Below are 24361 nucleotides of genomic sequence, written 5' to 3'. Positions count from 1 at the left end.
CATGAATAAGATTCGCCGACCGTCCGAGGGCACCGCGCCGCGCGTGGTGCTCATCGGCCTGGCCAGCTGCTTCGGCTGCCAGATCAACATCACCAACATCGAGGCGCACCTGCTGGAAGTGCTCGGCCAGATCGACATGGCCTACTGGCAGCTCACCTCGTCGGATCCCATGCCCGACGCCTTCGACGTGGCGGTGATCGAGGGGGCCGTGACCACGGAAGAGGCCGCCGCCACCGTGCGCGCCGCTCGCGAGCGCGCCCGCTGCGTCATCGCCATCGGGGCCTGCGCCGCCACCGGCGGCATCCCGGGCATGGCCGCCGACGACCTCGCCGCCCACAGCGCCCGCGTCTACGGGGACGCGGCGCCGAGGGCCTGCGGCGCCATGCGGGCGCCGGTGCCCGTGTCGGCAGTGGTGGATGTGGACTTCACGGTGCCGTGCTGCCCCATCGACCCCTTCCAGTTCGTGCGCGTGCTGGACGCGGCCCTCTACGGCAGCAACCGCCTGGAGGCCACCTCGGTGCTGTGCGGCGAGTGCAAGCGCAACGAGCGCGGCTGCTTCTTCCAGGACGGCACACTGTGTTTGGGGCTCGTGACCCGCAGCGGCTGCGGGGCGAAATGCCCGGCGCTGGGCCGTCCCTGCAACGGCTGCGCGGGCCTCTCTCCCGACGGGAACGTGCGCGCCGCCCGCTTCGTCGCGGCCCGCAGCGGCATGGAGGTGCGCCGCTTCGATGAGGCCCTGGCCATGTTCAACGCCGTGGCCCTGGCGGCCGCGGACGAGGAAGGGGGGAACCGATGAGCGCGACCCGCATTTCCGTGGACCACGTGGCCCGTGTGGAGGGCCACGGCGACATCCGCGTCGTCATCGAGGACGGAGCCGTGACCACCTGCGAGATGGCCGTGGTGGAGCCGGCTCGCCTGTTCGAGTCCATGGTGCTCGGGCGCTCCTTCGGGGAGGTGCCCTATATCGCCTCGCGGGTCTGCGGCATCTGCTCGGCGAGCCACGTCGTCACCGACCTGCGGGCCATCGAGCGCGTCTTCGGCGTTGGGGTGACCGACCGCACCGAAGCCCTGCGCGAGCTTCTGGTCTACGGCTCCTACCTGCAGAACCACGCCACGCACCTGTTCGTGTTCGCCGCCCCCGACTTCCTCGGCCACAAATCGGTGTTCCCCCTGGCCGACGCCAATCCCGAGCTGCTTGAGCGGGCCTTGGGGCTGAAGGCTCTGGGCAACGAGCTGTGCACGCTGGTGGGCGGCCGGTCCATCCATCCCATCACGGCCGTGGTGGGCGGCTTCACCCACGAGATCGATGCCGGTGAGTACCGCCGTCTCGCCGAGGCCATGGACGCCGCGCGCGACTTCGCCCTGGCCAGTGTGGATCTGTTCCGCGACTTCGACACCTTGGACATCCAGACCGAGGGAGACCTTCTGGCCATGGTGGCCCCGGGCGCCTATCCGGTGTGCACCTCCGATACCGCCCGCTTCGTGGAGGGGGGCTACGAGTTTTCCGCCCAGGCCGTGGAGGAAGAGATCGAGGAGTACGCTGTGGGCCATTCCGGCGCCTTCCTGGCCCGGGCCCGACGCACGGGGCGGCCCTATATGACCGCGGCCCTGGCCCGGGTGAACGCCAGCTGGGACGCGCTGTGCAAGGATGCGCGCTATGTCGCCGCCAAGGCGGGCCTGCGGCCGCCCGAGCGCAATCCCTTCGCCAACAACATCGCCCAGGCCGTGGAGCTGGTGGACGTGCTCGACCGCTGTGCCGCCCTGTGCCGCCGCCTGGCTGCCGACGAGTTTTCGGGGGCGAGCGCGCCAGTGCCCTTCACCGTGCGCGCCGGCCGCGGCGTGGGCTTCACCGAGGCCCCGCGCGGGGCGCTGTTCCACCTGCTGGAGTTGAACGGGGAAGGCCGCGTGACGCGCGCCTCCATCATGACGCCCACGGCCCAGAACATCGCGAATCTGGAAGCGGACATGCGCCAGCTGGCCGAGAAGATGGTGGCCGCCGGCTTCGACGGCGACATGATCCGTCTCGAGATCGAGAAGCTTGTCCGCGCCTACGATCCCTGCCTGTCCTGCAGCGTGCATTAGCGGTCGGGAAGCGGGCGGGCTGAGGGCCGCCCCTGCGGCAGCGTCCCGTGTCCCCCACCTATGGAGTTTCTACGCCTACGCTGGGGGTGTGCTAAAATCTAAGGCTGACTGTAACCTATACGTACTCGAAGGGTTTGCCTGTATGTCATTCCTTGATATGTTCTCCAGCCTGACGGGCCAGATGTCCGCGGACATGGCCATCGACCTGGGGACTGCCAATACCCTTGTTGCCATTACCGGCGAGGGCATCGTCATCAACGAGCCCTCGGTCGTCGCCATAGAGAAGTCCACCCACCGCGTGCTCGCCGTCGGTCATGAGGCCAAGAACATGATCAACCACACGCCGGACGCCTTCTCGGCCGAGCATCCCCTGAAGGACGGCGTCATCGCCGACTACGACGTGACCGAGGCTATGCTGTCGGCCTTCATCAACAAGGCCTCCGAGCGGAAGTACCCCTGGCAGCCCAAGCCCCGCATCGTCATCTGCATCCCCTGCGGCGCCACCTCGGTGGAGAAGCGCGCCGTGTTCGAGGCCGCCATCCAGGCCGGCGCCCGTCAGGCCTACCTCATCGAGGAGCCCATGGCAGCGGCCATGGGCGCCGATCTGCCCGTGACCGAGCCCACCGGCTCCATGGTGGTGGACATCGGCGGCGGCACTACGGAAGTGGCCGTCATCTCGCTCGGCGGCATCGTGACCTCCTCCAGCCTGCGCCTTGCGGGCAACCGCCTCGACGAGGCCATCGCCATGCACCTGCGCGACCTTTTGGGCATCAAGATCGGCGAGCGCACGGCCGAGGTCATCAAGATCAAGATCGGCTCCATCCTGCCCTTCGAGGACGGCCGCGAGCGCGACATGATCATCTCGGGCCAGGACGTCTACACCGAGCAGCCCAAGGAAGTGACCATCCAGTCCGAGGACGTGCGCGCGGCGCTGCAGGCCCCCATCGAGGAGATGGTGCTGCATATCAAGGACACCTTCAAGAAGACCAACCCCGACCTGGCCAGCGATATCATCCAGAACGGTATCCTGCTCACGGGCGGCGGCGGCCTTCTGTCGGGTCTTGACCGCTATCTCACCGACAAGCTGGAGATTCCCGTGTGGGTGTCCGAGACGGCGCTCACCAACGTGGTGTCCGGCTGCCTGAAGGTGCTTGAGACGCCCACAGCCCTCAAGCAGACCCTCATGCGCTCCAAATAAGGGCGATCGCAGACCCCATGGCTCTCAACTTCCAGAACAACAGCCCCGCGCCGGTCGGCCGGGTGTCCCTCATCATTGCCCTGGTGGTGGCCCTGGGCCTTGTGGGCATCTACGCTGCCGAGGGGCCCGACGGCCCGCTGCACAAGGTGCAGGCGGCCGTGGCCGGCATCGCGGCGCCCGTGCAGTCCCTCGGCACGCCGGTGGGCCAGGCCACCGAGGGCGCGGCCGAGGCGGTCGCCGACAACGGAGCTGCCGAAGAGACCCTGAGCGCCCTGAAGGAGCAGAACGCCCAGCTGACCCAGCTGGCGGTCCAGGGCGAGGAGTACCGCCTGGCCGCCCAGCGCCTCGAGGCCTTGCTGGGCATGCGCGACGTGTACGAGATCGAGGGCCCCGTGGGCCGTGTCATCGGGCGGTCCACTGACGCCTGGAACCAGGACATCACCTTGGACGTGGGCTCGAACCAGGGCGTGGAGTCGGGCCTGACGGTCATGGGCGCCGCGGGCGTCATCGGCCAGGTGATCTCGGTGTCTCCCAACAGCTGCCGCGTGCGCCTTCTGTCCGATCCCCAGTCCGGGGCGGCGGCCATCGTGCAGTCGAGCCGCGCCGAGGGCATTGTCCGCGGCTCCTTGGACGGCCTGCTCTACCTTGAGAACATCGGCGCCGACGTGAACATCCAGGTGGGCGATGTGGTGCTCACGAGCGGTCTGGGCGGCAGCTATACCCCGGGTCTGCTCATCGGCACCGTGGCCCGCGTGGAGGGCAGCGCCGGCAACGATTCCCGCCGCATCGTGGTGGCCCCCAACGGCCAGGTGTCTCTTCTGGAAGAGGCCACGGTGGTGTTCAGCGCCGCTTCCGACGCCGTGGACCGCAGCGTGCCCGTGGTGGTCGTGGAGGACGGCCAGGACGGGGACAGCGAAGGCGGCGAGGGCGGCGAGGACGGCGAGGGCGACAGCGCCCAGGGCAACGGCTCCTCTGGGGAAGGATCCGGCGCCGCTTCCGGTCGAGGCGACGGCGCCTCCGATGAGGGGGAGGGCAACTGATGGAGGTCACCCGCGAGACCGTCGCCGGCATCATCGGCGGCGCGGTGGCCGTCCTGCTCCAGATCGCCCTGGCCCCCTCCATCGCTCTGGCGGCGGCCGTGCCCAACTTCATCGTGGTGTTCTGCGTGGTGCGGGCCGTGGCCTGCCCCGATCACGCGGGGCTGCTTCTGCCCTTCATCTTGGGGCTTGTCTTCGACTTGGTGGGCGGCGGCCCGGTGGGGGCCATGGCCCTTGTGCTCGTGCTGGTAACATTTCTCGCCTCCCGGGCCTATCTGGTGCTCAACAACGATACCCTGTTCATGCCCGCGGCCATCCTGCTCGCCTCGACCATGCTGGTCGAGGTGCTCTACGGCATTATCGTGGTAGCCTGCGGTGCCGGGGTCTCCTTCGGCGAGGCCTTCCTGTACCGCGTGCTGCCCTGCATGCTGTACGACTGCGTTATCGGCCTGCTGTTCTATCCGATCGCGATTCGCGTTCTCGTCAGCCGTCCTCTGGGTCAGCCGGGAACGCCGCAACTGCGCTAAGAAGGGGGTAGCGATGATCGTCGCCCTTATCGCGGCCCTCGCGGCCGCCCTCATCGCCATCGTGGCCATTGCCGTGGTGTTCATGCTGCGCGCCCGCACCTCCACGCCCTCGGTGGGCAAGACGAAAAGCGTGCGACAGCTGGATACCGTCGGCGTGGGCACCTCGCCCTTCGAGTCCACGAGCGCCGCGAAGGCGGCCCGCGAGGGAGAGGTGACGGTCTCCACTTCGGAGAGCGCCGCGGCCCAGAAGCCCTCCGACGGGCTCGCCGGCCGCTTCGCCGCGCTGGGAGCCGCCGCCGCGGCCATCTTCGGCATCCTGACGGCGAAGCTGTGGACGATGCAGATCCTCGGCAATTCGGAATACGCCGACGCCGCCGAGCAGAACTTGTACACCACCGTGAACACGCCGGCGCCCCGCGGGTTCATCTACGACATGTTCGGCACCCCGCTTGTGGTGAACCGCATGAGCCAGACAGTGCTGGCCGACCCTGATGTGGCCGACAACCGCGATGTGGTGCGCCGTCTGGCCACGGTGCTGGGCCTGCCGGTGAACGTGGTGTCCCAGCGCATCAAAGATTCCTCGGCCGGTGCCCAGAGCCTGCGCGTGGTGGCCTCCGACGTGCGCCTGCGGGACGTGGCCTTCATCGCCGAGCACGCCGACGCCTTCCCGGGTATCAGCGTGGAGGAGCGGGCGAGCCGCAGCTATCCCTACGGCGCCCTGGCTGCCCATGTGCTCGGCTACACCGGCGCGCCTTCCGAGGACGACCTGAAGGCGTCAATCGAGGGGCGCCAGATCCTGTCCATCGACACCGTGGGCAAGGCCGGCGTGGAGGCCTCCTACGATGCCGTGCTCGCCGGCGAGCACGGTGAGAGCAAAGTGATGGTGGACGCCTCCGGCCGCCGCATCTCGGTGATGAGCGACGTGCAGGACGCCAAGGGGTCCGATGTCTACCTCACCATCGACGCCAAGGCCCAGTACGTGGCCGACGCCGCCCTGGCCAAACTCATCGCGCCCTCGGGCGTGATCGGCAAGGGCATCGGCAGCTCGGGGGCCGTGGTGGCCCTGGACGTGCGGGACGGCTCGGTGCTCGTCATGGCCAGCTATCCTACCTTCGACCCTACGAACTTCACCGGGGCCATCTCCACGGAGATCATGGACATCTACAACGACAAAAAGGAGAACAAGGCCTACCAGCCCCTGAACAACCGCGCGATCTCGGGCCAGTATCCGGCTGCCTCCACGTTCAAGGCCTTCACCTCTCTGGCCGGTCTGGAATACGGCCTGGCCAACGAGGGCAGCAGCTGGACTTGCACCGGCGAGTGGGACGGTTTCGGCAGCGGCGATGTGCAGAAGTGCTGGAACCACGACGGCCACGGCACCTTGGACCTGCACGGCGGCATCGTGAACTCCTGCGACGTGGTCTTCTACGAGATCGCCAAGGGCTTCTACGATCGCGGGCCGGCCGGCTCCGGCGAGCTGTCCGAGACGGCTTTGCAGCAGTACCTGGAGGAGTTCGGTTTCGGCGAGCGCACCGGGATCGATCTTGGCGGCGAGTCGGGCGGTCAGCTGCCCACGCCCGCCTGGAAACAGGAGACCTTCCGCAACCGACCGGCCGAGGCCACCTGGCGCGGCGGCGACTACACCAACATGATCATCGGCCAGGGCGACGTGCTCGTCACGCCGCTGCAGATCGCGGCGGCCTACGGCGGGGTGGCCACGGGCCAGATCATGAAGCCCCATGTGCTGCGCGAGGTGCGCAACGGCGAGGGCGAGACCGTGGTGTCCTTCCAGCCCGAGGTGGCGCGCACCCCCGAGGTGAACGCGGCCCATTTGAGCTACGTGCGCCAGTCGCTGCACGATATGGTGCTGCAGTCGCCCGGCGTGGCGGCCCTTTTCGCCGAGCAGGGCATCGACGCGGCGGGCAAGTCGGGTACCGGCGAGAAGGCCGGTCAGAACGACACGGCGTGGTTCGTGGCCTATGCGCCCTACGACGATCCGAAGTACGTGGTGGCCGCGGTCGTCGAACAGGGCGGCGGCGGTTCGACGACCGCGGCGCCGCTGGTGGCCGAGGTGATGGGCGCGCTCGTGAAGTCCCAGGAGGGCGCCTCCGACGTGCAGGTAGGCCGTATCGCCGGCTCCACGGGACAGTCCGTCGAGATCCCTGTTGAGTCCGAGAGCCGAACCGATTAGGAGCGAAGGTGGCCCAGCTTCCCCAGATACATTCCGTTCACGCATCCCAGCGCGGCGCCATGGGCGCGCCCGCCCCGCAGCGTCCCGAGCGGCCGGCCCTGCTCTCCCTGGTCAACTGGCCGTTTGTGTTGGTGGTGGCCCTCTTGGTGGGTTACGGCCTTCTGGTCTGCTGGTCGGCGGTCTACGGTGACGAGAAGTACAGCTTCAACCGCCAGCTGGCCGGCGTGGGGGTGGGCGTGGTGCTCATGGTGCTGCTGTGGCACTTCGACTACCGCCGTCTGGCCAACATGACCACGGCCCTGCTCGTTATCAACGTCGTGCTCATCCTATCGCCCCATCTGCCCGTGATCGGCGTGAACGCCAAGGGCGCCCAGTCGTGGATCAACATCGGCATGCAGGTGCAGCCCGGCGAGTTCGCCAAGGTGACCGTGGTGCTGTTCGCGGCCAGTCTGCTGGCCCGCTACCAGGGCATGCTGGACGACCGGCGCGAGTACTGCAAGGTGCTCGGCTTGGCGCTGGTGCCCTTCGCCTGCATCATGACCCAGCCCGACCTGGGCACGGGCCTGGTATATCTGGCCATCTGTGCCACTATCATGGTGATGGGCGGAGCGAAGGCGCGCTACCTGTTGATCACGCTGGCGGCGGGCATTCTGGCCATCGTCGCGGTGTTCGCCGTTGACGAGCTGCTGAAATACCAGCTGGAAGATGGAAGTTGGGAGTACCGCCTGCTGAAGAACTACCAGCGCAGCCGACTGCTCGTGTTCCTGAACCCTGAGGGCGACCTGTCCGGCGACGGCTACAACCTGGCCCAGGCCAAGATCGCCATCGGCTCGGGCGGCCTGTTCGGCAAGGGGCTCTTGAACGCCACCCAGTCCACCCACGGCTTTCTGCCCGAGGCTCCCACCGACTTCATCTTCTGCGTGCTGGCCGAGGAGATGGGCTTTGCCGGCGTGGTGGTGCTCATCGCCCTGTACGCCGCCCTCATCGTGTTGTGCCTGTCCATCGCCCGGGGCGCCGACGACCTGTTCGGCATGCTCATCGTGATGGGCGTGATCGGCATGTGGCTGTTCCAGATTCTGGAGAACATCGGCATGGACGTGGGGCTGATGCCCATCACGGGCATCCCGCTGCCGTTTATGAGCTACGGCTCGTCGTTCATGGTCGTGAACTTCGCCCTGCTCGGACTCATTGGCTCGGTGTGGTCCCACCACACGGTACAAGGAAGGAAGGCCGTATCATGAATCTTCCCATCGACATCCCCGCGCTGCTGAGCGCGGCCACCGATATCGACGCCGCCCGCACCACGCCGCTGGCCGTGTCGGTCTATCTGGATGAGACGGCGCCCGGCGACGTGGTGGGCCACGTGCGCAGCGCGTTTGCGAGCGCCGGGGCCCGTACGCGGGTGACCTTGGGCTATCTGGACGACGGGGCTCCTGCGCCCTACCAGGCCGACGACATGGCCGTGATCGTGGCCGGCAGCGCGCCCTTCATCGGCGAGGCTGCGGCCCATATCCGCGCGGTGGGCATCCCCGTCATGGTGGTGACCACCCAGCCCCACGGTGTTGCCGCTGCGGCCGCGGCGGCGGGCTGCGCCATTCCCGAGGGAGACCTGGTGGCGCCCCATATGACCGATCCTGCGCCCCTGGCCGATGCGGCCGCCACCCTGGCGCGCCGGGTGACGGCCGTCCGCGGCGCGGGCGCCGAGCCGGCCGCCGCGCCCGAGACGGCCGCCGAGCTGGCCCTGCTCGAGCATCCCGCGCCCGTGGAGGAGGATCCGGCCGCCGACGAGCCCATCGTTCTGGACGAGGAGGCCGCCGCGACGTTGGACCGCCGCATGGGGGAGTGGATCATCGCGGCCTGCCGCGACAAGAAGCTCGCCTTCGCCCTGGCCTTTCCCTTCGTGCGTCGGCCGCTGTCGCTGGATGCGGTGCGGGCCACGGCTATCCAGAACGCCGGTGTGGGCGTGGTGGTGTTCATCCCCGGGGCCGATATGCCCATCATGACCCTGAACCAGGCGAAGATGCTGCTGCAGATCGCCGCGGCCTACGGCCAGCCCCTGTCGGCCGAGCGCATCAAGGAGCTGGCCGCCGTGGTGGGGGGCGCCTTCCTGTTCCGCAACATCGCGCGTACCGCCGTGGGCGTGGTGCCGGTGCTCGGCTGGGCCATCAAGGGGGCCGTGGGATTTGCCGGCACCGAGGCCATGGGCCGGGCCGCCATCGAGTACTTCGAGGCCGGCGGCGACATCGTGGGCGTGGCCAACGTAGTGCAGAAGGCCCGCGACGAGGCCGTGGAGGCGGCAGGGAAGGCTGCCTCCACGCCGGCGGGCCGCAAGGTGGTCGATGCCGCCAAGGACGCGGGGCGCGCTACGTGGCGCGGCCTGCGCGGGAAGAACGGAAAGGGAGTCCATGCCAAGCACTAACCTCTGGCCGCAAGTGGAGCCGCTGCTTGCTCGCGTCGAGCGGCCGGCCCGCTATCTGAACCACGAGTGGGGCTGCGTCGTGAAGGATGACGCCCCCTTCCAATTCTGCATGATCTATCCGGACACCTACGAGCTGGGCCAGGCGAACCAGGCCGTGCGCATTTTGGTGAACGCGGTGAACGCCACCGAGGGCATGGGGGCCGAGCGGGCCTTCCTGCCGGCCGTGGACATGGCCGACCTCATGCGCGATGCGGGCGTGCCGCTGTTCTCCCTGGAGAGCTGCGCCCCGGTGGCCGAGTTCGATGCGGTGGGCATCACGCTGCCCCACGAGCTGGCGGCCACCAACATCCTGGAGACGCTTGATCTGGCCGGCATCCCGCTGCACAGCGACGAGCGGGCCGAGGGCGATCCCGTCGTGCTGGCCGGCGGTCCGTGCGCCTACAACCCCGAGCCCTATGCCCCCTTCTTCGACGTGATTCTGGTGGGCGAGGGGGAGGAGCAGTTGCCCGAGGCGCTGTCCCTCATCCGGCGTCTGCGGGGCGAGGGCGCCCCGCGGGCTGACATCTTGCGGGCCCTGGCCCGGGAGGTGGGCGGCGCCTACGTGCCGAGTCTGTACCGCTGGCGCGACGAGGCCGAGGCCCAGGCGGCCGGCAGCTGGGTGGAGCCCCTGTTCGACGACGTGCCGCCGGTGGTGGACAAGCGGGTGTTTACGGGCTTCGCCACCTCTGACGCCTACGAGCCCATGGTGGTGCCCTACACCGAGGTGGTGCACGACCGCCTGAACGTGGAGGTGCTGCGCGGGTGCGCCCGCGGCTGCCGCTTCTGCCAGGCCGGCATGATGTACCGCCCCGTGCGCGAGCGGTCGGCCGACAACATCGTGAGCGCCGTGGTGCGCGGGCTGGCCGACACCGGCTACGACGAGGTGAGCCTCACCTCGCTGTCCTCCACGGACCACTCCCAGATCGCCGAGATCCTCACCCGGGTGAACGGGGCCTGCGCCGGCACCGGTGTGCGCGTGAGCGTGCCCTCCCAGCGCCTCGACGCCTTCGGGGTGGAGATGGCCGAGCTGGTGGCGGGCCAGAAGAAGGGCGGCCTCACCTTCGCGCCCGAGGCCGGTACCCAGCGGCTGCGCGACGTCATCAATAAGAACGTGACCGAGGACGACCTGTTCAGCGCCATCGACGCGGCCTTTGCCGCCGGGTGGCGTCGCTGCAAGCTGTACTTCATGGTGGGCCTGCCCACCGAGACCGACGACGACATCAAGGGCATCGCGAGCTTGGCCCAGCGGGCCTACGACCGCGCCAAGGCCGCCGTGCCCCCCGAGCAGCGGGGCAGCGTGCGCATGAGCGTGTCGTGCGCCGTGTTCGTGCCCAAGGCCCAGACCCCCTTCCAATGGGACGGGCAGATATCCCCAGAGGAGACGCTGCGCCGCGTGGGACTTTTGAAGCGCTCGGTGAAGTACAAGGCCGTGGACGTGCACTACCACGACCCCGCGACTTCGTTCGTGGAGGCGGTCATGAGCCGCGGCGGCCGCGAGGTGGCCGCTTGGGTGGAGGAGGCGTGGCGCCGCGGCGCTCGCTTCGACGCCTGGACCGAGCATTTTAACGGCGAGGCGTGGACGGGCGCGGCCGAGGCGCTGGGCATCGATCCGGCGGCCGTGGCCCAGGCCGACTTCGCCACCGACTACGTGCTGCCCTGGAACCACATCACCGCCGCCGTATCGCCCCGTTTCCTGGCCCGCGAGCGCGCCCGAGCCGCCGAGGGCATCACCACGCCGGACTGCACCTTCGAGAACTGCTCCGCCTGCGGCGCCTGTCCCACGCTCGGCGCCGACATCCAGCTTATGGAAGAGCGCGCGGGAAAGACGGGCGCGGGGGCCGTGGAGCCGGCCGGGGCGAATCCCTACCGCACCGTGAGGGCCGCGGGCTCGGCGACGACCGAGGTGCGTTCCGCCTCGGAAGCGGCGGCCGGGGGCGTCGGGGCCCCGCGCGACCCCGAGCGCGGCCCGCGGGGCGAAGGCGAAGGATCTTCCGAAGAGGAGGCGATGGCGTAATGGCCGATCCCCGTTTGTTCCGCCTGCGCGTGACCTTCCGCGAGACGGGCCGTCTCGCCCTGCTGTCCCATCTGGAAGTGGCCCGGGCCCTAGAGCGGTCCGTGCGCCGCGCGGGGCTGCCCTACGCCGTGAGCCAGGGCTTCTCACCCCACATGCGCATCGCCTTCGGCGCGGCCCTGCCCGTAGGGGTAGGGGGCACATCCGAGTTCTTCGACCTGTTCCTAACCGACTACGTGGCTCCGGACAAGGCCCTGGCGGCCCTCCAGGAGGCGAGTCCCGCCGATCTGTACCCCACGGCGACCCGCTATATCGAGCCCAGGGACCCGGCGGCTTCTGTGGCCTGTCCCGTGAGCACCTATGAGGTGGAGCTCTCCGAGGCGCCGCGGGCGCTGGTGGTGCCCGAGACGGTGACCGTGGTGCGCAAGAAGAAGGAGAAGACCCTCGTGGTGGCCGACTACCTGGCGGGTTCGGTGACTCAGGAGGGCGCCCGCGTGACCTTCACCCTGGTGTCGAAGCCCACGGGCAGCCTGCGGGCCGACGCCTTCGTCCGCGAACTTGTGGCCGCCACCGTGGCGGAGGGGTATGCTGCCGAGGGACTGCGTCCCGTCAGCTTCCTGCGTGTGGCTCAGCGAGGGTAAGAGCGCTATGATGGCGCTGTGAGAGAGAAAGGAACTCCCATGGACGATTGCCTGTTCTGCAAGATCGTCGCCGGCGACATCCCGTCGGCCAAGGTGTACGAGGACGATATCTGCTACGCCTTCGACGACATCGAGCCCGAGGCGCCGGTGCACACTCTCATTGTGCCGAAGGTGCACTACGACAACTTGGCCGACGGGGTGCCGGCCGAGGTCATCGGCCATATGATGAGCGTCGTGCCCGAGGTCGCGCGCTTGAAAGGCGTCGGCGAGAGCGGCTACCGCACCGTGGTGAACACCGGTCCCGACTCCGCCGCCACCGTGGGGCACCTGCACGTGCACGTGCTCGGCGGTACCAAGATGGGCCGCTTCACCTTCGAGGGAAGCCTGCGCGAGGCCTAGAAGGGGAGCGGGCGCGCCGCGGGGCGGAAGCGGCCTTTGTGTGGCAGCGATAAGAAAAGCGGGGCGCCTGCAGGCGCCCCGCTTGCGGTTCGGGGCAGGTTGCGCGGCCTCGGCGCGGGCCGGTGCCGCAGTCCCGCCCGCAGCCCCGCAGCCTCAGGCCACGAAGGTTCCGCGATCGATGACCAGCTCGTCGTCCAGGTACAGCGTGGGGTTCACGATGATGCCGTCCAGGTGGCAGTCGGCCGTGGTGGCGCCCCCGAAGGAGGCGTTGGTGCCGAAGGCGATGTGCACGGTGCCGTAGATCTTCTCGTCCTCGAGGATGTTGCCCGTCAGCAGGGCGCACTCGTTGGTGCCGATGCCCAGCTCGGCGATGGTGCCGTTCTCGGGGCGCTCGAACAGCACGGCCAGGCGCTCGGCGTAGGGGCCGGTCTCATCGCCGCCCTCGATGGCCACAAGGCGGCCGTTCTCCAGGTGCACGGTCATCGGGGCGGCTTCGCTCAAGCGCCCGATGCCCACCATGCTGCCGTCGATGACCATGGTGCCGCTTCCCGCGTCCTCCACGGGCGCGATGTAGGCCTCGCCCGACGGGAAGTTCCCGCTGGCCCCCGGTGTGCGGAACACGCCCGGGCTCGGCACGCCGGGGCGCCCGTCCAGGTTCAAGGCCAGGGTGTGGCCGTCCTTCTCGATGCGGGCCGTTCGGGCCGCGTCCAGGCGGGCGGTCATCGCGGCGGTGAGCGCTTCCACGCGCTCGTAGTCGGCGCAGCAGGCCCCGGCCTGGAGCATGGCGAGGGTGATGCCCGGCATGGTGACTACGCGGGTGCCCCCCGCGGCGGCGTTGATGCGGGCCCGGGTGTGGGTGAGCGACTTGGCCGTGGCGCACAGGGCCACATCGGCCGACGCCATGGCCGCGGCCACGGCCGAGGGCGGCTCCTCCCCGGCCACACGGCCCTCGGGCATCACCAGCAGGGCCGTGGTGGCGCCCAGCTCGCAGCCGGCGGCGTAGAACAGCTCGCCCACCTCGCGGGTCGCATCATCGGTGACCACGGTCAGGCTCTCCTTCGCGGTCAGGCTGGCGTTGCGGGTCAGGATGGCCCGGGCCCGCTCCCTCAGTTCCTCGCTCGCCCCGAGCACGCCGGTCCTAGGCATGTTCGTTCTCCGCGGGGAGGTTGCCCATGGTCTGCAGATGGGCCATGGATCCGTAGCGGGCATGGAAGCGCTTAAGCTCGGCCGGATCGTAGAAGGCGCAGCTGCCCGCGCCGAAGGCCTTGGCCACCTCGATCATGAAGCTGCCGGTCTCGTCCAGGTCGGTCAGGTGCGTGGCCCCCGTGGCGCAGCCGGGCACCGGCACCTCGGTGGTGACCGCCACGCCCACCACGGGCGCGGCGGTGGCGGTGGCGGGCTGCAAGATGGAGTTCAGGTGGTACAGCCCGTTGCCGTAGGGCGTGATGTCGTTCATGGACAGGGGGTAGGTGCGCGCGCGGCGGCCCGAGGCCATCTCGGCCAGGGTCACCAAGTCGTCGCTCACGGGCAGGATGCAGCCCTCTTTCACCGTGGGTGAGATCATGAAGCCGCGCTCGTTCATGATGCGGTTGCCCTTGGTGGTGTCCACCGACAGCACGGCGTCCAGGGGCCATGCGCCCGTCTCGGCGGCGCCGTCGCCTACCTCCTCGCGGTTCACCTCGGCCATGGACACCGGCGAGCCCATGAAGGGCACCGGCTCGTGGGGCGCGGTGGGGGCATGGGGGCAGATGTGGGTGGACACGAACACGTCGCCGGGGAGCATATCCCCGCGAACGCGCATGGACAAGAGCTTCGCCGCGCAGGCCAGGGCCACGAGCGCCCCATCGCCGTCGGACACGAACCCGATGCGCTCCGGGCGCGCGCCCAGGCCGCCCAGGCGGCCCAGAAGGCCGATGGTGGGGGCATCGCCGCCGACGGCGCGACCGTTCGTGCCGGGGATGCGGATGCGGATCATATCGGTGGAGCCCTTGGCGCCGGCGAGCGGGTAGGTCTCGGCGTCGCAGTCCGGATCGATGGAGCGCAGATAGGCCAGGGCCGCCTCGCCGCTGGCGGCGGGGGAGTCCAGCAGGTCGTACAGCTCGATCAGTTGCTTGAGAATCATGGGAAACCCTTTCTGTTATGACCGTGTACGTCATTTTAACGCTGCGCGGCCGAGAAGGTAACGTCGGGTCAGCGCTTTTCGACTACAATCTCACTCAAGTATGTAACGACCGAAGGGGACGTGCCATTATGAGACGCTTTATCGGAGTCGACGAAATCGAGGATATGGCCCTGGGCGCCACGGTGCTGGGCGCCGGCGGCGGGGGAGACCCGTATGTGGGCAAGCTCATGGCCATCGAGGCCATTCGCAAGTACGGCGACGTGGAACTGATCACGCCGGACGAGGTGCCCGACGATGCTGTCGTGGTGGTGTCCCAGATGATGGGCGCCCCCACCATCATGGTGGAGAAGATCTGCAGCGGCCTGGAGCCCATGGCCACTTACGACGAGATGGTGAAGGAGCTGGGCGTGGAGCCCTACGCCATCTACGCCGTGGAGGCCGGCGGCGTGAACTCCACCATCCCGTTCATTCTCGGCGCCACCCGCCGCATCCCCGTGGTGGACTGCGATCTGATGGGCCGTGCCTTCCCCGAGCTGCAGATGACCACGCTGGGCATCAACGGCGTGAAGGGCCAGCCGGCGGTGCTCGCCGACGAGAAGGGCAACACCGTCACCGTGCGCGCCATCGACGATCGCTGGCTCGAGCGCATCGCCCGCCAGGCCACCTCGGTCATGGGCGGTTACACCATCCTGGCCTCCTACATGTGCACCGGCCGCCAGCTGAAGGACTTCGCCATTCCCGGCACGCCCACGCTGTGCGAGAAGATCGGCCGCACCCTGCGCGAGGCCCGTGAGATGCACGCCGACCCCATCGCCGCCGTGCTCGAGGTCACCCGCGGGCACCGTCTGTTCAAGGGCAAGGTGGTCGATGTTGAGCGCAACACCGACGGCATGTTCGTGCGCGGGCGGGCCGTGGTGGCCGGCCTGGACGACGACAAGGGCCGCGAGCTGGTCATAGAGTTCCAGAACGAGAACATCATCGCCCGGGCCGACGGCCGGGCCCTGTGCACCTCGCCGGACCTCATCATGTCGCTGGATATGGAATCCGGCACGCCGGTGACCACCGAGGGCCTGAAGTACGGCGCCCGCATCGTGGTGGTGGGCATGCCCTGCGACGATCAGTGGCGCACCCCCGAGGGCCTGGCGGTCGTGGGGCCGCGCGCCTTCGGCTATGACTTGGACTACGTGCCCGTCGAGGAACTGGCGGCGACGGAAGGAGGCCGATAATGGCAGAGGAGAAGCGCACCTGGCGCTTGGGCATCGATGTGGGCGGTACCAACACCGACGCCGTGATCATCGACGGCGACCTGAACCTGGTCGCCTCTACCAAGAGCCCCACCACCGAGGACGTCATGGGCGGCATCAAGGCCGCCATGCACGAGGTGGTTTCCCAGATCGGCCTCGAGGCCGCGGCGAACATCGGATTTGCCATGCTGGGCACCACCCACTGCACCAACGCCATCGTGGAGCGCCGCCGCCTGAACAAGGTGGCCGCCCTGCGCATCGGGGCCCCGGCCACAACGGCCATCAGCTGCATGGCCGACTGGCCCGAGGAGCTGAAGAGCGCCATGCGCGTGCGCGACTTTCTGGTGCACGGCGGCCACGAGTTCGATGGCCGCGAGATCAACGCGCTTATCGAGGACGAGATCCGCGAGGTGGCCCGCGTGGTGCGCGAGGAGGGCTTCGAGTCCGTGGCGGTCACGAGCGTGTTCTCGCCGGTGTCCGATGCCCACGAGCGCCGTGCCGTGGAGGTGCTGCGCGCCGAGCTCGGCGAGGAGTTCCCCATCTCGGTGTCCTCCGAGATCGGCTCGCTCGGCTTTCTGGAGCGCGAGAACGCCTCCATCCTGAACGCCGCGCTGGTGGACGTGGCCCGCACCACGGCCGACAGCTTCGAGGAGGCGCTGGCCGCCGAGGGTATCGTGGATGTGGCCGTGTACCTCGGTCAGAACGACGGCACTCTCATGTCGGTGGACTACGCCAAGCGCTATCCCATCTTCACCATCGCCTGCGGTCCCACCAACTCCATCCGCGGAGCGTCGTTCCTCACCCAGGAGAAGGACGCCATCGTCGTGGACATCGGCGGCACCACCACGGATGTGGGCGTGCTGTCCCACGGTTTTCCCCGCGAGTCCATGGTGGCCGTGGAGATCGGCGATGTGCGCACGAACTTCCGCATGCCCGACCTGGTGAGCGTCGGGCTCGGCGGCGGCTCCATCGTGCGCCGCGCCGAGGACGGCTCGGTCACCGTGGGCCCCGATTCCGTGGGCTTTCGCGTGACCCGCGACGCGCTCGTGTTCGGGGGTGATGTGGTCACGGCCACCGACATCGTGGCGGCCCGGGGGTTGGCGCCCGAGGTGGGTGACGCGTCGCTCGTATCTTCGCTCGACGCCGACCTGGTGGAGCGCGGCTATGCCGAGATCGTCCGCATCATCGAGGATGCCGTGGACGCCATGAAGACCTCGGCCGGCGACGTGAAGGTGGTGCTCGTGGGCGGCGGTTCCATCCTGGCGCCCGAGGCCCTGGAAGGGGCGAGCGCGGTGCTGCGCCCGCCGCACTTCGGCGTGGCCAACGCCATCGGCAGCGCCATCGCCCAGGTGTCGGGCCAGATCGCCAAGGTATTCTCGCTGTCCGAGACGCCCCGCGCCCAGGCCATCGAGGAGTCGAAGCGCCGCGCTTGCGACGAGGCTATCGCCGCCGGCGCCGATCCGGCCACGGTGGAAGTGATCGAAGTCGAGGATATCCCCATGGCCTACCTCGGCGATGCCCTGTGCATCCGCGTGAAGGCCGTGGGCGATTTGATGCTGTGAGGAGGCCCCATGACTGAATCTCGTCCGGTGCGACTCGCCCTCATCCAGTTCGAGGCCGAGCTGGGCAACCCCGCCAAGAACACCGAGCGCGCCTGCCAGATGATCGCCGAGGCCGCCGAGGCCGGCGCCGATTTGGTGCTGCTGCCCGAGCTGTTCTCCACGGGTTACCAGCTGAACGCCATCGGCCCCATCCTGGGTGACCTGGTGGAGCCGGTGGACGGCCCTACGGTGCGCGCGCTGCAGGAGGCGGCCCGGTCCGGCGGGTGCTACGTTGCCGCCGGCGTGGCCCTCACCCGCGAGCTGACCGCCGTGCCCTACAACAGCTCGGTGTTCATCGATCGGGAGGGCAACCTGCTGGGCACCTACGACAAGCAGCACCTGTGGGCGCTCGAGCGCTTCTACTTCCGCGGCGGCAACGGCGGCGGCGTGTTCGACACCGACTTCGGACGTGTGGGCGTCATGATCTGCTACGACATGGGTTTCCCGGAGACGGCCCGCATGCTGGCTCTGAAAGGGTGCGATCTGGTGCTGTGCCTGGCCGCTTGGTGCAAGGAGGACATGGACGGCTGGTATCTTAACGGTCCCTCCCGTGCTTTGGAGAACACGGTGTATGCGGCTTGCGTGAACCGCTACGGCGTAGAGGACGATCTGGTGATGCCGGGCCATTCCTATGTGAGCAATCCGCGCGGCCACATCGTCGCCGAGCTGGAGGGGGAGGCCGAGGGCGTCCTTGTCGCCGACATCGACCTGGCGGATGTGGCTGCGGGCCGCATGGACGGCCGCTACCCGCCCTACCTGCGCGACCGTCGCCCCGAGCTCTACGACGACGTGCTGCTGCCCTAGGCGGCCGGCTCGTTTTTCTGCCCCATCCCATAAAGAAAGGGCGCCGGAAATGCTTCCGGCGCCCTTTTTGCGCGTGCGGTGCGCTGCGGCTTACAGCACCTCGTCGGTCTCCTTGAAGGTGATGTTCTGCACGCCCTTGACGCGGGCGGCCACCACCATGACGACCCAGTACAGCAGGCCCGCCAGGATGAGCGAGTTCAGGCCCGGGATACCAATGGCGTAGATGCTGGACACCTCGCCGATGCCGAAGCCCACGAGCCAGCAGATGATGGTGATGGGATTCCAGTTCTCCACGCGGCGGGGCAGCGTGCCCGCCTCGCGGGTCTCCTCCAGGGCGGCGCGGCTGCGGCGCAGGAAGAAGTAGTCCACCACCATGATGCCGGCCACGGGCGGAATGGCCACGCCGAGCAGGGTGAGGAAGCTCGTGAAGTAGTTGATGATGCCCACCACCGACAGCACAGTGCCCACGATGCCGAGGGCCCACACCAGGGCGTTGCGGCTGAACACCTTGTTGAACAGGGCGTTGATCATGGTGGCCAGGCCGAGGCTGGACGAGTACAGGTTGATGTCGTTCAGCTTCACGGTAGAGGCGACCACGATAATCACGCCGATGATGCCGGAGGTGCCCATCATGATGTCGACGACGTTCTCGGTGCCCATGGCGTTGGCCAGAAGCACGGCCAAGAGGTTCATACCCAGCTCGCCCAGGAAGGTGCCGATGAGCGTCATCCAGAACACCTGGTTGCCGTTCTTCAGGAAGCGGGCGTAGTCGGGGGTGCAGATGGCACCGGCGATAAATCCGCCGGCGACCATGGTCGTGCCAGCGCCGATCGACAAAGCCGGTCCCGGAGGAGCCGCGGCGATGAGCTCGCCGATGGAGTGGCCCTGCAGCACGATGGCGGCGGCCACGATGACCACGATGACGAACAGCGGCACGAAGATGGTGGCGAAGTTAGCGATGGCCTTGATACCGAACACCACGAGCAGGGTGATGGACAGGCCCGTGATGATGGCCCACAGGATGTACTCGCCGGTCACGCCGGGAATGATCTCCTCGGTGCCGAGGAAGTCGGTGAAGGGCACGATGGAGGCCATGCCCTGGCCGAACACCGAGTTCTGCACGCCGAACCAGCCGACCATGGAGATGGCGACCACGCCGCCGAACAGGGCGCTTCCGCCCTTGCCCAGACCGCACCAGCGGGAAAGAAGGCTGGTGGACAGGCCCTCGCGAGCCGCGGCGGTACCGAGCGCCCAGCTGACGACCTGCAGCAGCACCGAGCCGAGCATAGTGCAGACGAAGGCGTCGAAGAACGTCATACCGTAGCCGAGGGCGGCGCCCAGCATCAGCTGGGACACGCAGCAGATGGCGCCGATACGGATGAAGAGGATGCGCCAGAACGGCTGCTTGGCGCTGGCGGGAACGCGCGACAGCGAGTAATCGATGTCGCGGTTCTCGGCCTCGGCGGCCTCTTCGAATTGCTTTTCAGTTGTCATAGGCAATCCTTCTCTCTCAAAAGCGGCGGCGCGGCGTCTTTCCCCATCGGACCGGCGCTGCCGATACATGTGCTTCTGCTGAATGCAGAATGGAGAAATTATATCTTGCTTGCTTTTCATTTGTGTTTCCAATGGGAAAGGAATCCGTCTGCCTGGTTCCACCCGTCGCTAAACGGTGGTTTCCGCGCCGCGATGGTATGCTGGCAGAGTTTGATTCGCGCCGTGGGGACGGTGCGCGAGAGATTGGAAAGGGGATGCGCCCGCCATGGAATCGAAGGGACTCGGCGCCGATCTGTACGTCGACGAGGCGGACCGCAAGGATTGGAAGGCCATCGCCATCATCCGCGCCGGGGGCATGTTCAGCGCCCCGACGCTGATGGTGGGAGCGGCCTTGGGGCTGGGCCTGGGCCTGGGCGGCTCGGCTTTGGCCACCTTGGCGGGCTTCGGCTTCATCGTCATATATATGTGCTTCGTCTCGATGCAGGCGTCGGACACCGGCGCGCCGACGGCGCTGCTGGCGGCCCCGGCCCTCGGTGTCGGCGGGGCGCGCTGGGTCGTGTCGCTCATCGTGGGCGTGGTGACCGTGGGCTGGTTCGGTGTGCAGACGGCCGTGTGTGGCGCGTCGCTGTCGCTTATGCTGGCGGCCACCTTCACTGTCGCGGCTCCCGAATGGGCCTGCGCTTTGGGGCTGGGGCTGCTCATGCTGGTCACGGCGGTGATCGGCTTCTCGGGGCTGCGCTGGCTGTCCACCGTGGCGGCGCCCTTTCTCATGGCAGTCTGCCTCTACGGGGTGGCCGCATCTTTGGCTGGTGAGGGCGGGGCGGGGCCCCTGGTTGCTTTTGCCCCTGCGCCCGCCGACGCCATCGGCTTTCTGACCGGGGTGAACCTGGCCATCGGGCTGTTCGCCTTCGCGGGGTTCACCGCCGGCGACATCGCGCGCTTCGCCCGCACGCGCCGCGACGCGGTGCTGTCCTGCGTGGTGGGAGTGCTGCCCGCGGCCCTGGTGGCGCTCGCCTGCGCAGCGGCTTTGGCCATCGTGACCGGCGAGGGGGACGTGGCGGTGCTCATGAACTCCATCGGCCTTCCCGCGGTGGGACTTCTGGCCCTGGTGCTGTCGGCCTGGACGGTGAACGCGAGCAACGTGTACTCCGCCGGTCTCGGCTTCGCCGTCATGCTCGGCCGCGACGAGAGCGGCAGCAAGGTGACGACGCTCGTGGCGGGCATCGCCGGCATCGCGCTGGCCTTAGGCGGCATCTTGGGGCAGTTCGAGATGTTCCTGTCGTTTCTGTCGGCTACGGCCCCGGCCCTGGCCGGCGCGGTGGTGGCCGACTACTGGATCGTGCGCCGCGCGCGGCCCGAGAATGTGGAGCTCGTCGAAGGCTTCTCGGTGCCCGGTGCGGCGGCCCTCGGGGCGGGTGTGATCGTGGGTCTGGTCACGGGCGGCGCCTTCGCCGGAGTGCCGGGGCTGGCCTTTCTCAGCTTGCCCTTCTTCCTGGGGCCGGTGAACGCGCTTGCAGCCTCGATACTTTCCTATACCCTGGTCTACTACGCCACGGGCCGGCGCCGCTTCACGGGGCCGGTGCGCTGGCGCACCTCCGATACCTCTACGGCCCGCGGCGCCGAGCGTGCCGCGGCCTGCGATACCGTTGCGGACTTCGAACCTGAGAGAGAGGCTTTATGAGAGAGATCGGTCTGAACGACATCGAGGACATCGCCCTGGGCGCCACGCTGCTGGGCGCCGGCGGGGGCGGCGACCCCTACATCGGCAAGCTGACGGCCATGGCCGCCGTGCGCGAGTGCGGACCGGTGCGGCTTATCGGCGCCGACGAGCTGCCCGACGACGCCTTCGTGGTGCCGAGTGCATCCATGGGGGCGCCCACCATCCTCACCGAGAAGGGCGTGGGGGCCCACGAGTTCCATCGTCTCTTCGACATGGTGGGCATGTTCTTCAACCGCCCGGTCTACGCCACCATGCCCGCCGAGGCCGGCGGCGTGAACTCCATGCTGCCCATCGCCTGCGCCGCGCGCCTCGGCATCCCCATGGTGGACGCCGACGGCATGGGCCGCGCCTTCCCCGAGCTGCAGATGGCCACCTTCGCCATCGGCGGGGCCAGCGCGAGCCCCATGGCCTTCATCGACGAGAAGGGCAACGCCGGGGTGCTGTCCACGGTGACGAACAAGTGGACCGAGGACATCGCGCGGGCCGCCACCACCACCTGCGGCGGCACGCTGACCATCGCCCTGTACTGCATGGACGCCCCCACGGTGAAGGCCTACGGCGTCCACGGCATCGTGACGCGGTCCCAGAAGCTGGGGCACGCCATCCGCACCGCCAAAGAGGGCGCCGCGGCGGCCGGCATGACCCCCGAGGAGTACTTCCTGCACTTCACCGGCGGGTTCAAGCTGTTCAAGGGCAAGATCGCCGATGTGCTGCGCGAGACGCGGGGGGCCTTCAACTTCGGCCGAGCTGTGCTCGAGGGCATCGGCGAGTACCGCGGCAGCCGCGCCTTCGTCGACTTCCAGAACGAGAACTTGCAGTGTGTGGTGGACGGCGAGGTGCGCGCCACGGTGCCCGACCTCATCTGCCTGGTGGACCCGGAGACGTTCATTCCCGTGCCCACTGATGCGCTCAAGTACGGCAAGCGGGTGCTGGCCGTGGGGCTGACCTGCTTCGATATGTGGCGCACTCCGCGCGGACTCGATCTGGTGGGGCCGCGCTATTTCGGCATCGACGTGGATTACGTGCCCGTGGAAGAGCTCTGCGGGCAGAAGGGGGAATAGGGCCATGTACAAACTCGGCATCGACGTGGGCGGCACCAACACCGACGCCGTGCTCATCGACGAGCAGGATGCGGTGGTGGCCGCGGTGAAGCGGCCCACATCCGACGATATCTACACGGGCATCATGGACGCGGTGGATGCGGTGCTGGAGGCCAGCGGGGCCGACCGCGCCCTCATCGGCCGGGCCATGCTCGGCACCACCCAGTGCACCAACGCCATCGTGGAGCGCCGCAACCTGGCGAGTGTGGCCGTGCTACGCGTGGGCGCGCCGGCCTCGGTGGGCATCCCGCCCATGGTGGACTGGGCCGACGACCTGGCCGCGGTGAGCCGGGGCTCGGCCATCATCGAGGGCGGCTTCGAGTACGACGGCCGTCGCCTGGCCGCCTTCGACGAGGGGGCCTGCCGGGCCTTCTTCGAGGGAGTGCGCGGCAAGGTGGACGCCGTGGCCCTGTCCTGCGTGTTCTCCACGGTGCGCGATGATGACGAGCGTCGCGCCGCCGAGGTGGCCCGCGAGGTGTTGGGCGATAAGGTGCACCTTTCGGTGTCCAGCGAGATAGGTTCCATGGGCCTGGTGGAGCGCGAGAACGCGACGATTCTGAACGCGGCGTTGAACGAGGTGTCGCGTCGGTTTACCGAGGGCTTCGCCGAGAGCCTGGCCGCCAAGGGCATCACCGAGGCCGAGGTGTACCTGTCCCAGAACGACGGCACCCTCATGACCATGGAGCACGCGCGGCGCTATCCCATCCTCACCATCGCCTGCGGGCCCACCAATTCCATCCGCGGGGCGAGCTACCTGACCGGGGTGGACGACGCCATCGTCATCGACGTGGGCGGCACCACCACCGATTTGGGCATCCTGTCGAACGGTTTTCCGCGCGAGAGCGGGGTGGCGGTGAACATCGGCGGCGTGCGCACGAACTTCCGCATGCCCGACGTGCTGTCCATCGGGCTCGGCGGCGGTTCGGTGGTGCGCGTGAGCGAGAGCGCCGACGGCACCGTGAGCGCCACGGTGGGCCCCGATTCGGTGGGTTATCGGATCGCCGAGCGGGCGCTCGTGTTCGGCGGCGATACGTGCACGGCCACCGACGTGGCGGTGCGCCTGGGGATGGCCGAGGTGGGTGATGCGTCGCTTGTGGCCGGGCTGCCCCTGGCTCATGCCGAGGCCGCCATGGAGACCATCCGCGCCATGGTGGAGGATGCCATCGACGTGATGAAGGTATCGAGCGATCCCATCGACGTGGTACTCGTGGGTGGCGGTGCCATCGTGCTGCCCCAGGATCTGGCCGGCACCCGCCAGGTGCTCGCTCCCGAGCACGCCGGCTGCGCCAATGCCATCGGCTCGGCCCTGTCGAAGGTGAGCGGCACCTACGAGGAGCTGGTGGACTACGATGCCGTGCCCCGCGACGAGGCCCTCGCCGCTGCCCGCGCTGCCGCCATCGAGGCCGCCGTGGCCGCCGGAGCGGTGCCCGAGACCGTGGCCGTGGTGGACGTGGAGGATGTGCCCCTGGCCTATTACCCGGGTCACACCAATCGCGTCAAGGCCCGCGCTGCGGGCGATTTGGCCTAAGGAAGGTAAGGCGGGGCGGGACGCTCGGCGCCCTCGTTCCGCCCGAGTTCGGATTCGGGAAAAATTTCTTGAATTTGGACTTGCGCACAATGATCGTTGCGCGTATACTATACGGGCTGCTTGAGACGGGGTGTTAGCTCAGTTGGTTAGAGCGCCGGCCTGTCACGTCGGAGGTCGCGAGTTCGAGTCTCGTACATCCCGCCA

The 24361-nt window shown here is 68.5% G+C and carries 20 protein-coding genes and 1 tRNA gene; 18 read left to right on the top strand and 3 right to left on the bottom strand.

Annotated elements, in window-relative coordinates; genetic code table 11:
- The first annotated feature begins 1 nt into the window (after nucleotide 1).
- From G503_RS0107660 to G503_RS0107610, 11 genes are all read left to right on the top strand, one after another.
- Nucleotides 2-796, top strand: coding sequence for an NADH-quinone oxidoreductase subunit B family protein (locus tag G503_RS0107660; RefSeq protein ID WP_051191046.1), 795 nt, complete (start codon nucleotides 2-4; stop codon nucleotides 794-796).
- Entirely contained in the window at nucleotides 793-2082 is a 1290-nt protein-coding gene (locus G503_RS0107655) for a Ni/Fe hydrogenase subunit alpha (protein WP_028027114.1), read from the top strand. Before G503_RS0107660 ends, G503_RS0107655 begins: the two co-directional genes overlap by 4 nt.
- A gap of 142 nt (nucleotides 2083-2224) precedes the next feature.
- Nucleotides 2225-3280 carry a rod shape-determining protein gene (gene mreB, locus G503_RS0107650; RefSeq protein ID WP_016308611.1) on the top strand — a complete coding sequence of 352 codons (1056 nt, stop codon included), beginning with the start codon at nucleotides 2225-2227 and terminating at the stop codon, nucleotides 3278-3280.
- Nucleotides 3281-3297: 17 nt separating this feature from the next.
- Nucleotides 3298-4320, top strand: coding sequence for a rod shape-determining protein MreC (gene mreC, locus G503_RS14355; protein WP_084636402.1), 1023 nt, complete (start codon nucleotides 3298-3300; stop codon nucleotides 4318-4320).
- Complete coding sequence (gene mreD, locus G503_RS0107640) at nucleotides 4320-4844, top strand: rod shape-determining protein MreD (RefSeq protein WP_028027113.1); 525 nt, start codon at nucleotides 4320-4322, stop codon at nucleotides 4842-4844. The genes mreC and mreD overlap by 1 nt, the downstream gene beginning before the upstream one ends.
- A 13-nt stretch (nucleotides 4845-4857) precedes the next feature.
- Nucleotides 4858-7035: a penicillin-binding protein 2 gene (gene mrdA / locus G503_RS0107635; RefSeq protein ID WP_028027112.1), complete on the top strand. Its 2178-nt coding sequence runs from the start codon at nucleotides 4858-4860 to the stop codon at nucleotides 7033-7035.
- Between the two features lie 8 nt (nucleotides 7036-7043).
- The gene (gene rodA, locus G503_RS14350; RefSeq protein WP_035022348.1) at nucleotides 7044-8276 is read left to right on the top strand and encodes a rod shape-determining protein RodA; all 1233 of its coding nucleotides are present in this window, start codon (nucleotides 7044-7046) and stop codon (nucleotides 8274-8276) included.
- Complete coding sequence (locus tag G503_RS14345) at nucleotides 8273-9454, top strand: YcjF family protein (RefSeq protein ID WP_051191045.1); 1182 nt, start codon at nucleotides 8273-8275, stop codon at nucleotides 9452-9454. The genes rodA and G503_RS14345 overlap by 4 nt, the downstream gene beginning before the upstream one ends.
- On the top strand, nucleotides 9441-11507 hold the full coding sequence (locus G503_RS14340; RefSeq protein WP_084636400.1) for a TIGR03960 family B12-binding radical SAM protein: 2067 nt from the start codon (nucleotides 9441-9443) through the stop codon (nucleotides 11505-11507). Before G503_RS14345 ends, G503_RS14340 begins: the two co-directional genes overlap by 14 nt.
- Entirely contained in the window at nucleotides 11507-12145 is a 639-nt protein-coding gene (locus G503_RS0107615; protein ID WP_028027111.1) for a TIGR03936 family radical SAM-associated protein, read from the top strand. Before G503_RS14340 ends, G503_RS0107615 begins: the two co-directional genes overlap by 1 nt.
- A gap of 39 nt (nucleotides 12146-12184) precedes the next feature.
- Entirely contained in the window at nucleotides 12185-12544 is a 360-nt protein-coding gene (locus G503_RS0107610; RefSeq protein ID WP_028027110.1) for a histidine triad nucleotide-binding protein, read from the top strand.
- A gap of 153 nt (nucleotides 12545-12697) precedes the next feature.
- On the opposite strand, the gene G503_RS0107605 is transcribed toward G503_RS0107610, so the two are convergent.
- Together G503_RS0107605 and G503_RS0107600 are read right to left on the bottom strand one after the other, a co-directional pair.
- Nucleotides 12698-13690, bottom strand: coding sequence for an aminopeptidase (locus G503_RS0107605; RefSeq protein ID WP_035022345.1), 993 nt, complete (start codon nucleotides 13688-13690; stop codon nucleotides 12698-12700).
- Nucleotides 13683-14666, bottom strand: coding sequence for a DUF1177 domain-containing protein (locus G503_RS0107600; protein WP_028027108.1), 984 nt, complete (start codon nucleotides 14664-14666; stop codon nucleotides 13683-13685). Before G503_RS0107600 ends, G503_RS0107605 begins: the two co-directional genes overlap by 8 nt.
- A gap of 128 nt (nucleotides 14667-14794) precedes the next feature.
- Here G503_RS0107600 and G503_RS0107595 point away from each other — a divergent pair, with 128 nt between their 5' ends.
- From G503_RS0107595 to G503_RS0107585, 3 genes are read left to right on the top strand one after another with little or no spacing between them, the layout of a single operon-like run.
- The gene (locus G503_RS0107595) at nucleotides 14795-15892 is read left to right on the top strand and encodes a DUF917 domain-containing protein (RefSeq protein WP_028027107.1); all 1098 of its coding nucleotides are present in this window, start codon (nucleotides 14795-14797) and stop codon (nucleotides 15890-15892) included.
- On the top strand, nucleotides 15892-17472 hold the full coding sequence (locus tag G503_RS0107590; RefSeq protein WP_028027106.1) for a hydantoinase/oxoprolinase N-terminal domain-containing protein: 1581 nt from the start codon (nucleotides 15892-15894) through the stop codon (nucleotides 17470-17472). Before G503_RS0107595 ends, G503_RS0107590 begins: the two co-directional genes overlap by 1 nt.
- Nucleotides 17473-17481: 9 nt before the next feature.
- The gene (locus G503_RS0107585) at nucleotides 17482-18315 is read left to right on the top strand and encodes a nitrilase-related carbon-nitrogen hydrolase (protein WP_028027105.1); all 834 of its coding nucleotides are present in this window, start codon (nucleotides 17482-17484) and stop codon (nucleotides 18313-18315) included.
- A 90-nt stretch (nucleotides 18316-18405) separates the two neighbouring features.
- Here G503_RS0107585 and G503_RS0107580 read toward each other — a convergent pair whose 3' ends face one another.
- Complete coding sequence (locus G503_RS0107580) at nucleotides 18406-19809, bottom strand: purine-cytosine permease family protein (RefSeq protein ID WP_051191044.1); 1404 nt, start codon at nucleotides 19807-19809, stop codon at nucleotides 18406-18408.
- A 265-nt stretch (nucleotides 19810-20074) separates the two neighbouring features.
- Here G503_RS0107580 and G503_RS14335 point away from each other — a divergent pair, with 265 nt between their 5' ends.
- From G503_RS14335 to G503_RS0107560, 4 genes are all read left to right on the top strand, one after another.
- Nucleotides 20075-21490, top strand: coding sequence for a cytosine permease (locus G503_RS14335; RefSeq protein ID WP_051191043.1), 1416 nt, complete (start codon nucleotides 20075-20077; stop codon nucleotides 21488-21490).
- Nucleotides 21487-22590: a DUF917 domain-containing protein gene (locus G503_RS0107570; protein ID WP_016308627.1), complete on the top strand. Its 1104-nt coding sequence runs from the start codon at nucleotides 21487-21489 to the stop codon at nucleotides 22588-22590. The genes G503_RS14335 and G503_RS0107570 overlap by 4 nt, the downstream gene beginning before the upstream one ends.
- A gap of 4 nt (nucleotides 22591-22594) precedes the next feature.
- The gene (locus tag G503_RS0107565; RefSeq protein WP_028027103.1) at nucleotides 22595-24157 is read left to right on the top strand and encodes a hydantoinase/oxoprolinase N-terminal domain-containing protein; all 1563 of its coding nucleotides are present in this window, start codon (nucleotides 22595-22597) and stop codon (nucleotides 24155-24157) included.
- 127 nt (nucleotides 24158-24284) lie between these two features.
- Nucleotides 24285-24361, top strand: a tRNA-Asp gene (locus G503_RS0107560).

The sequence above is a fragment of the Adlercreutzia mucosicola DSM 19490 genome (genome assembly GCF_000422625.1).
In the GTDB taxonomy this organism is placed as follows: domain Bacteria; phylum Actinomycetota; class Coriobacteriia; order Coriobacteriales; family Eggerthellaceae; genus Adlercreutzia; species Adlercreutzia mucosicola.
Note: the sequence above shows the minus strand (reverse complement) of the source record. Positions and strands in the feature narration are given on the sequence as shown.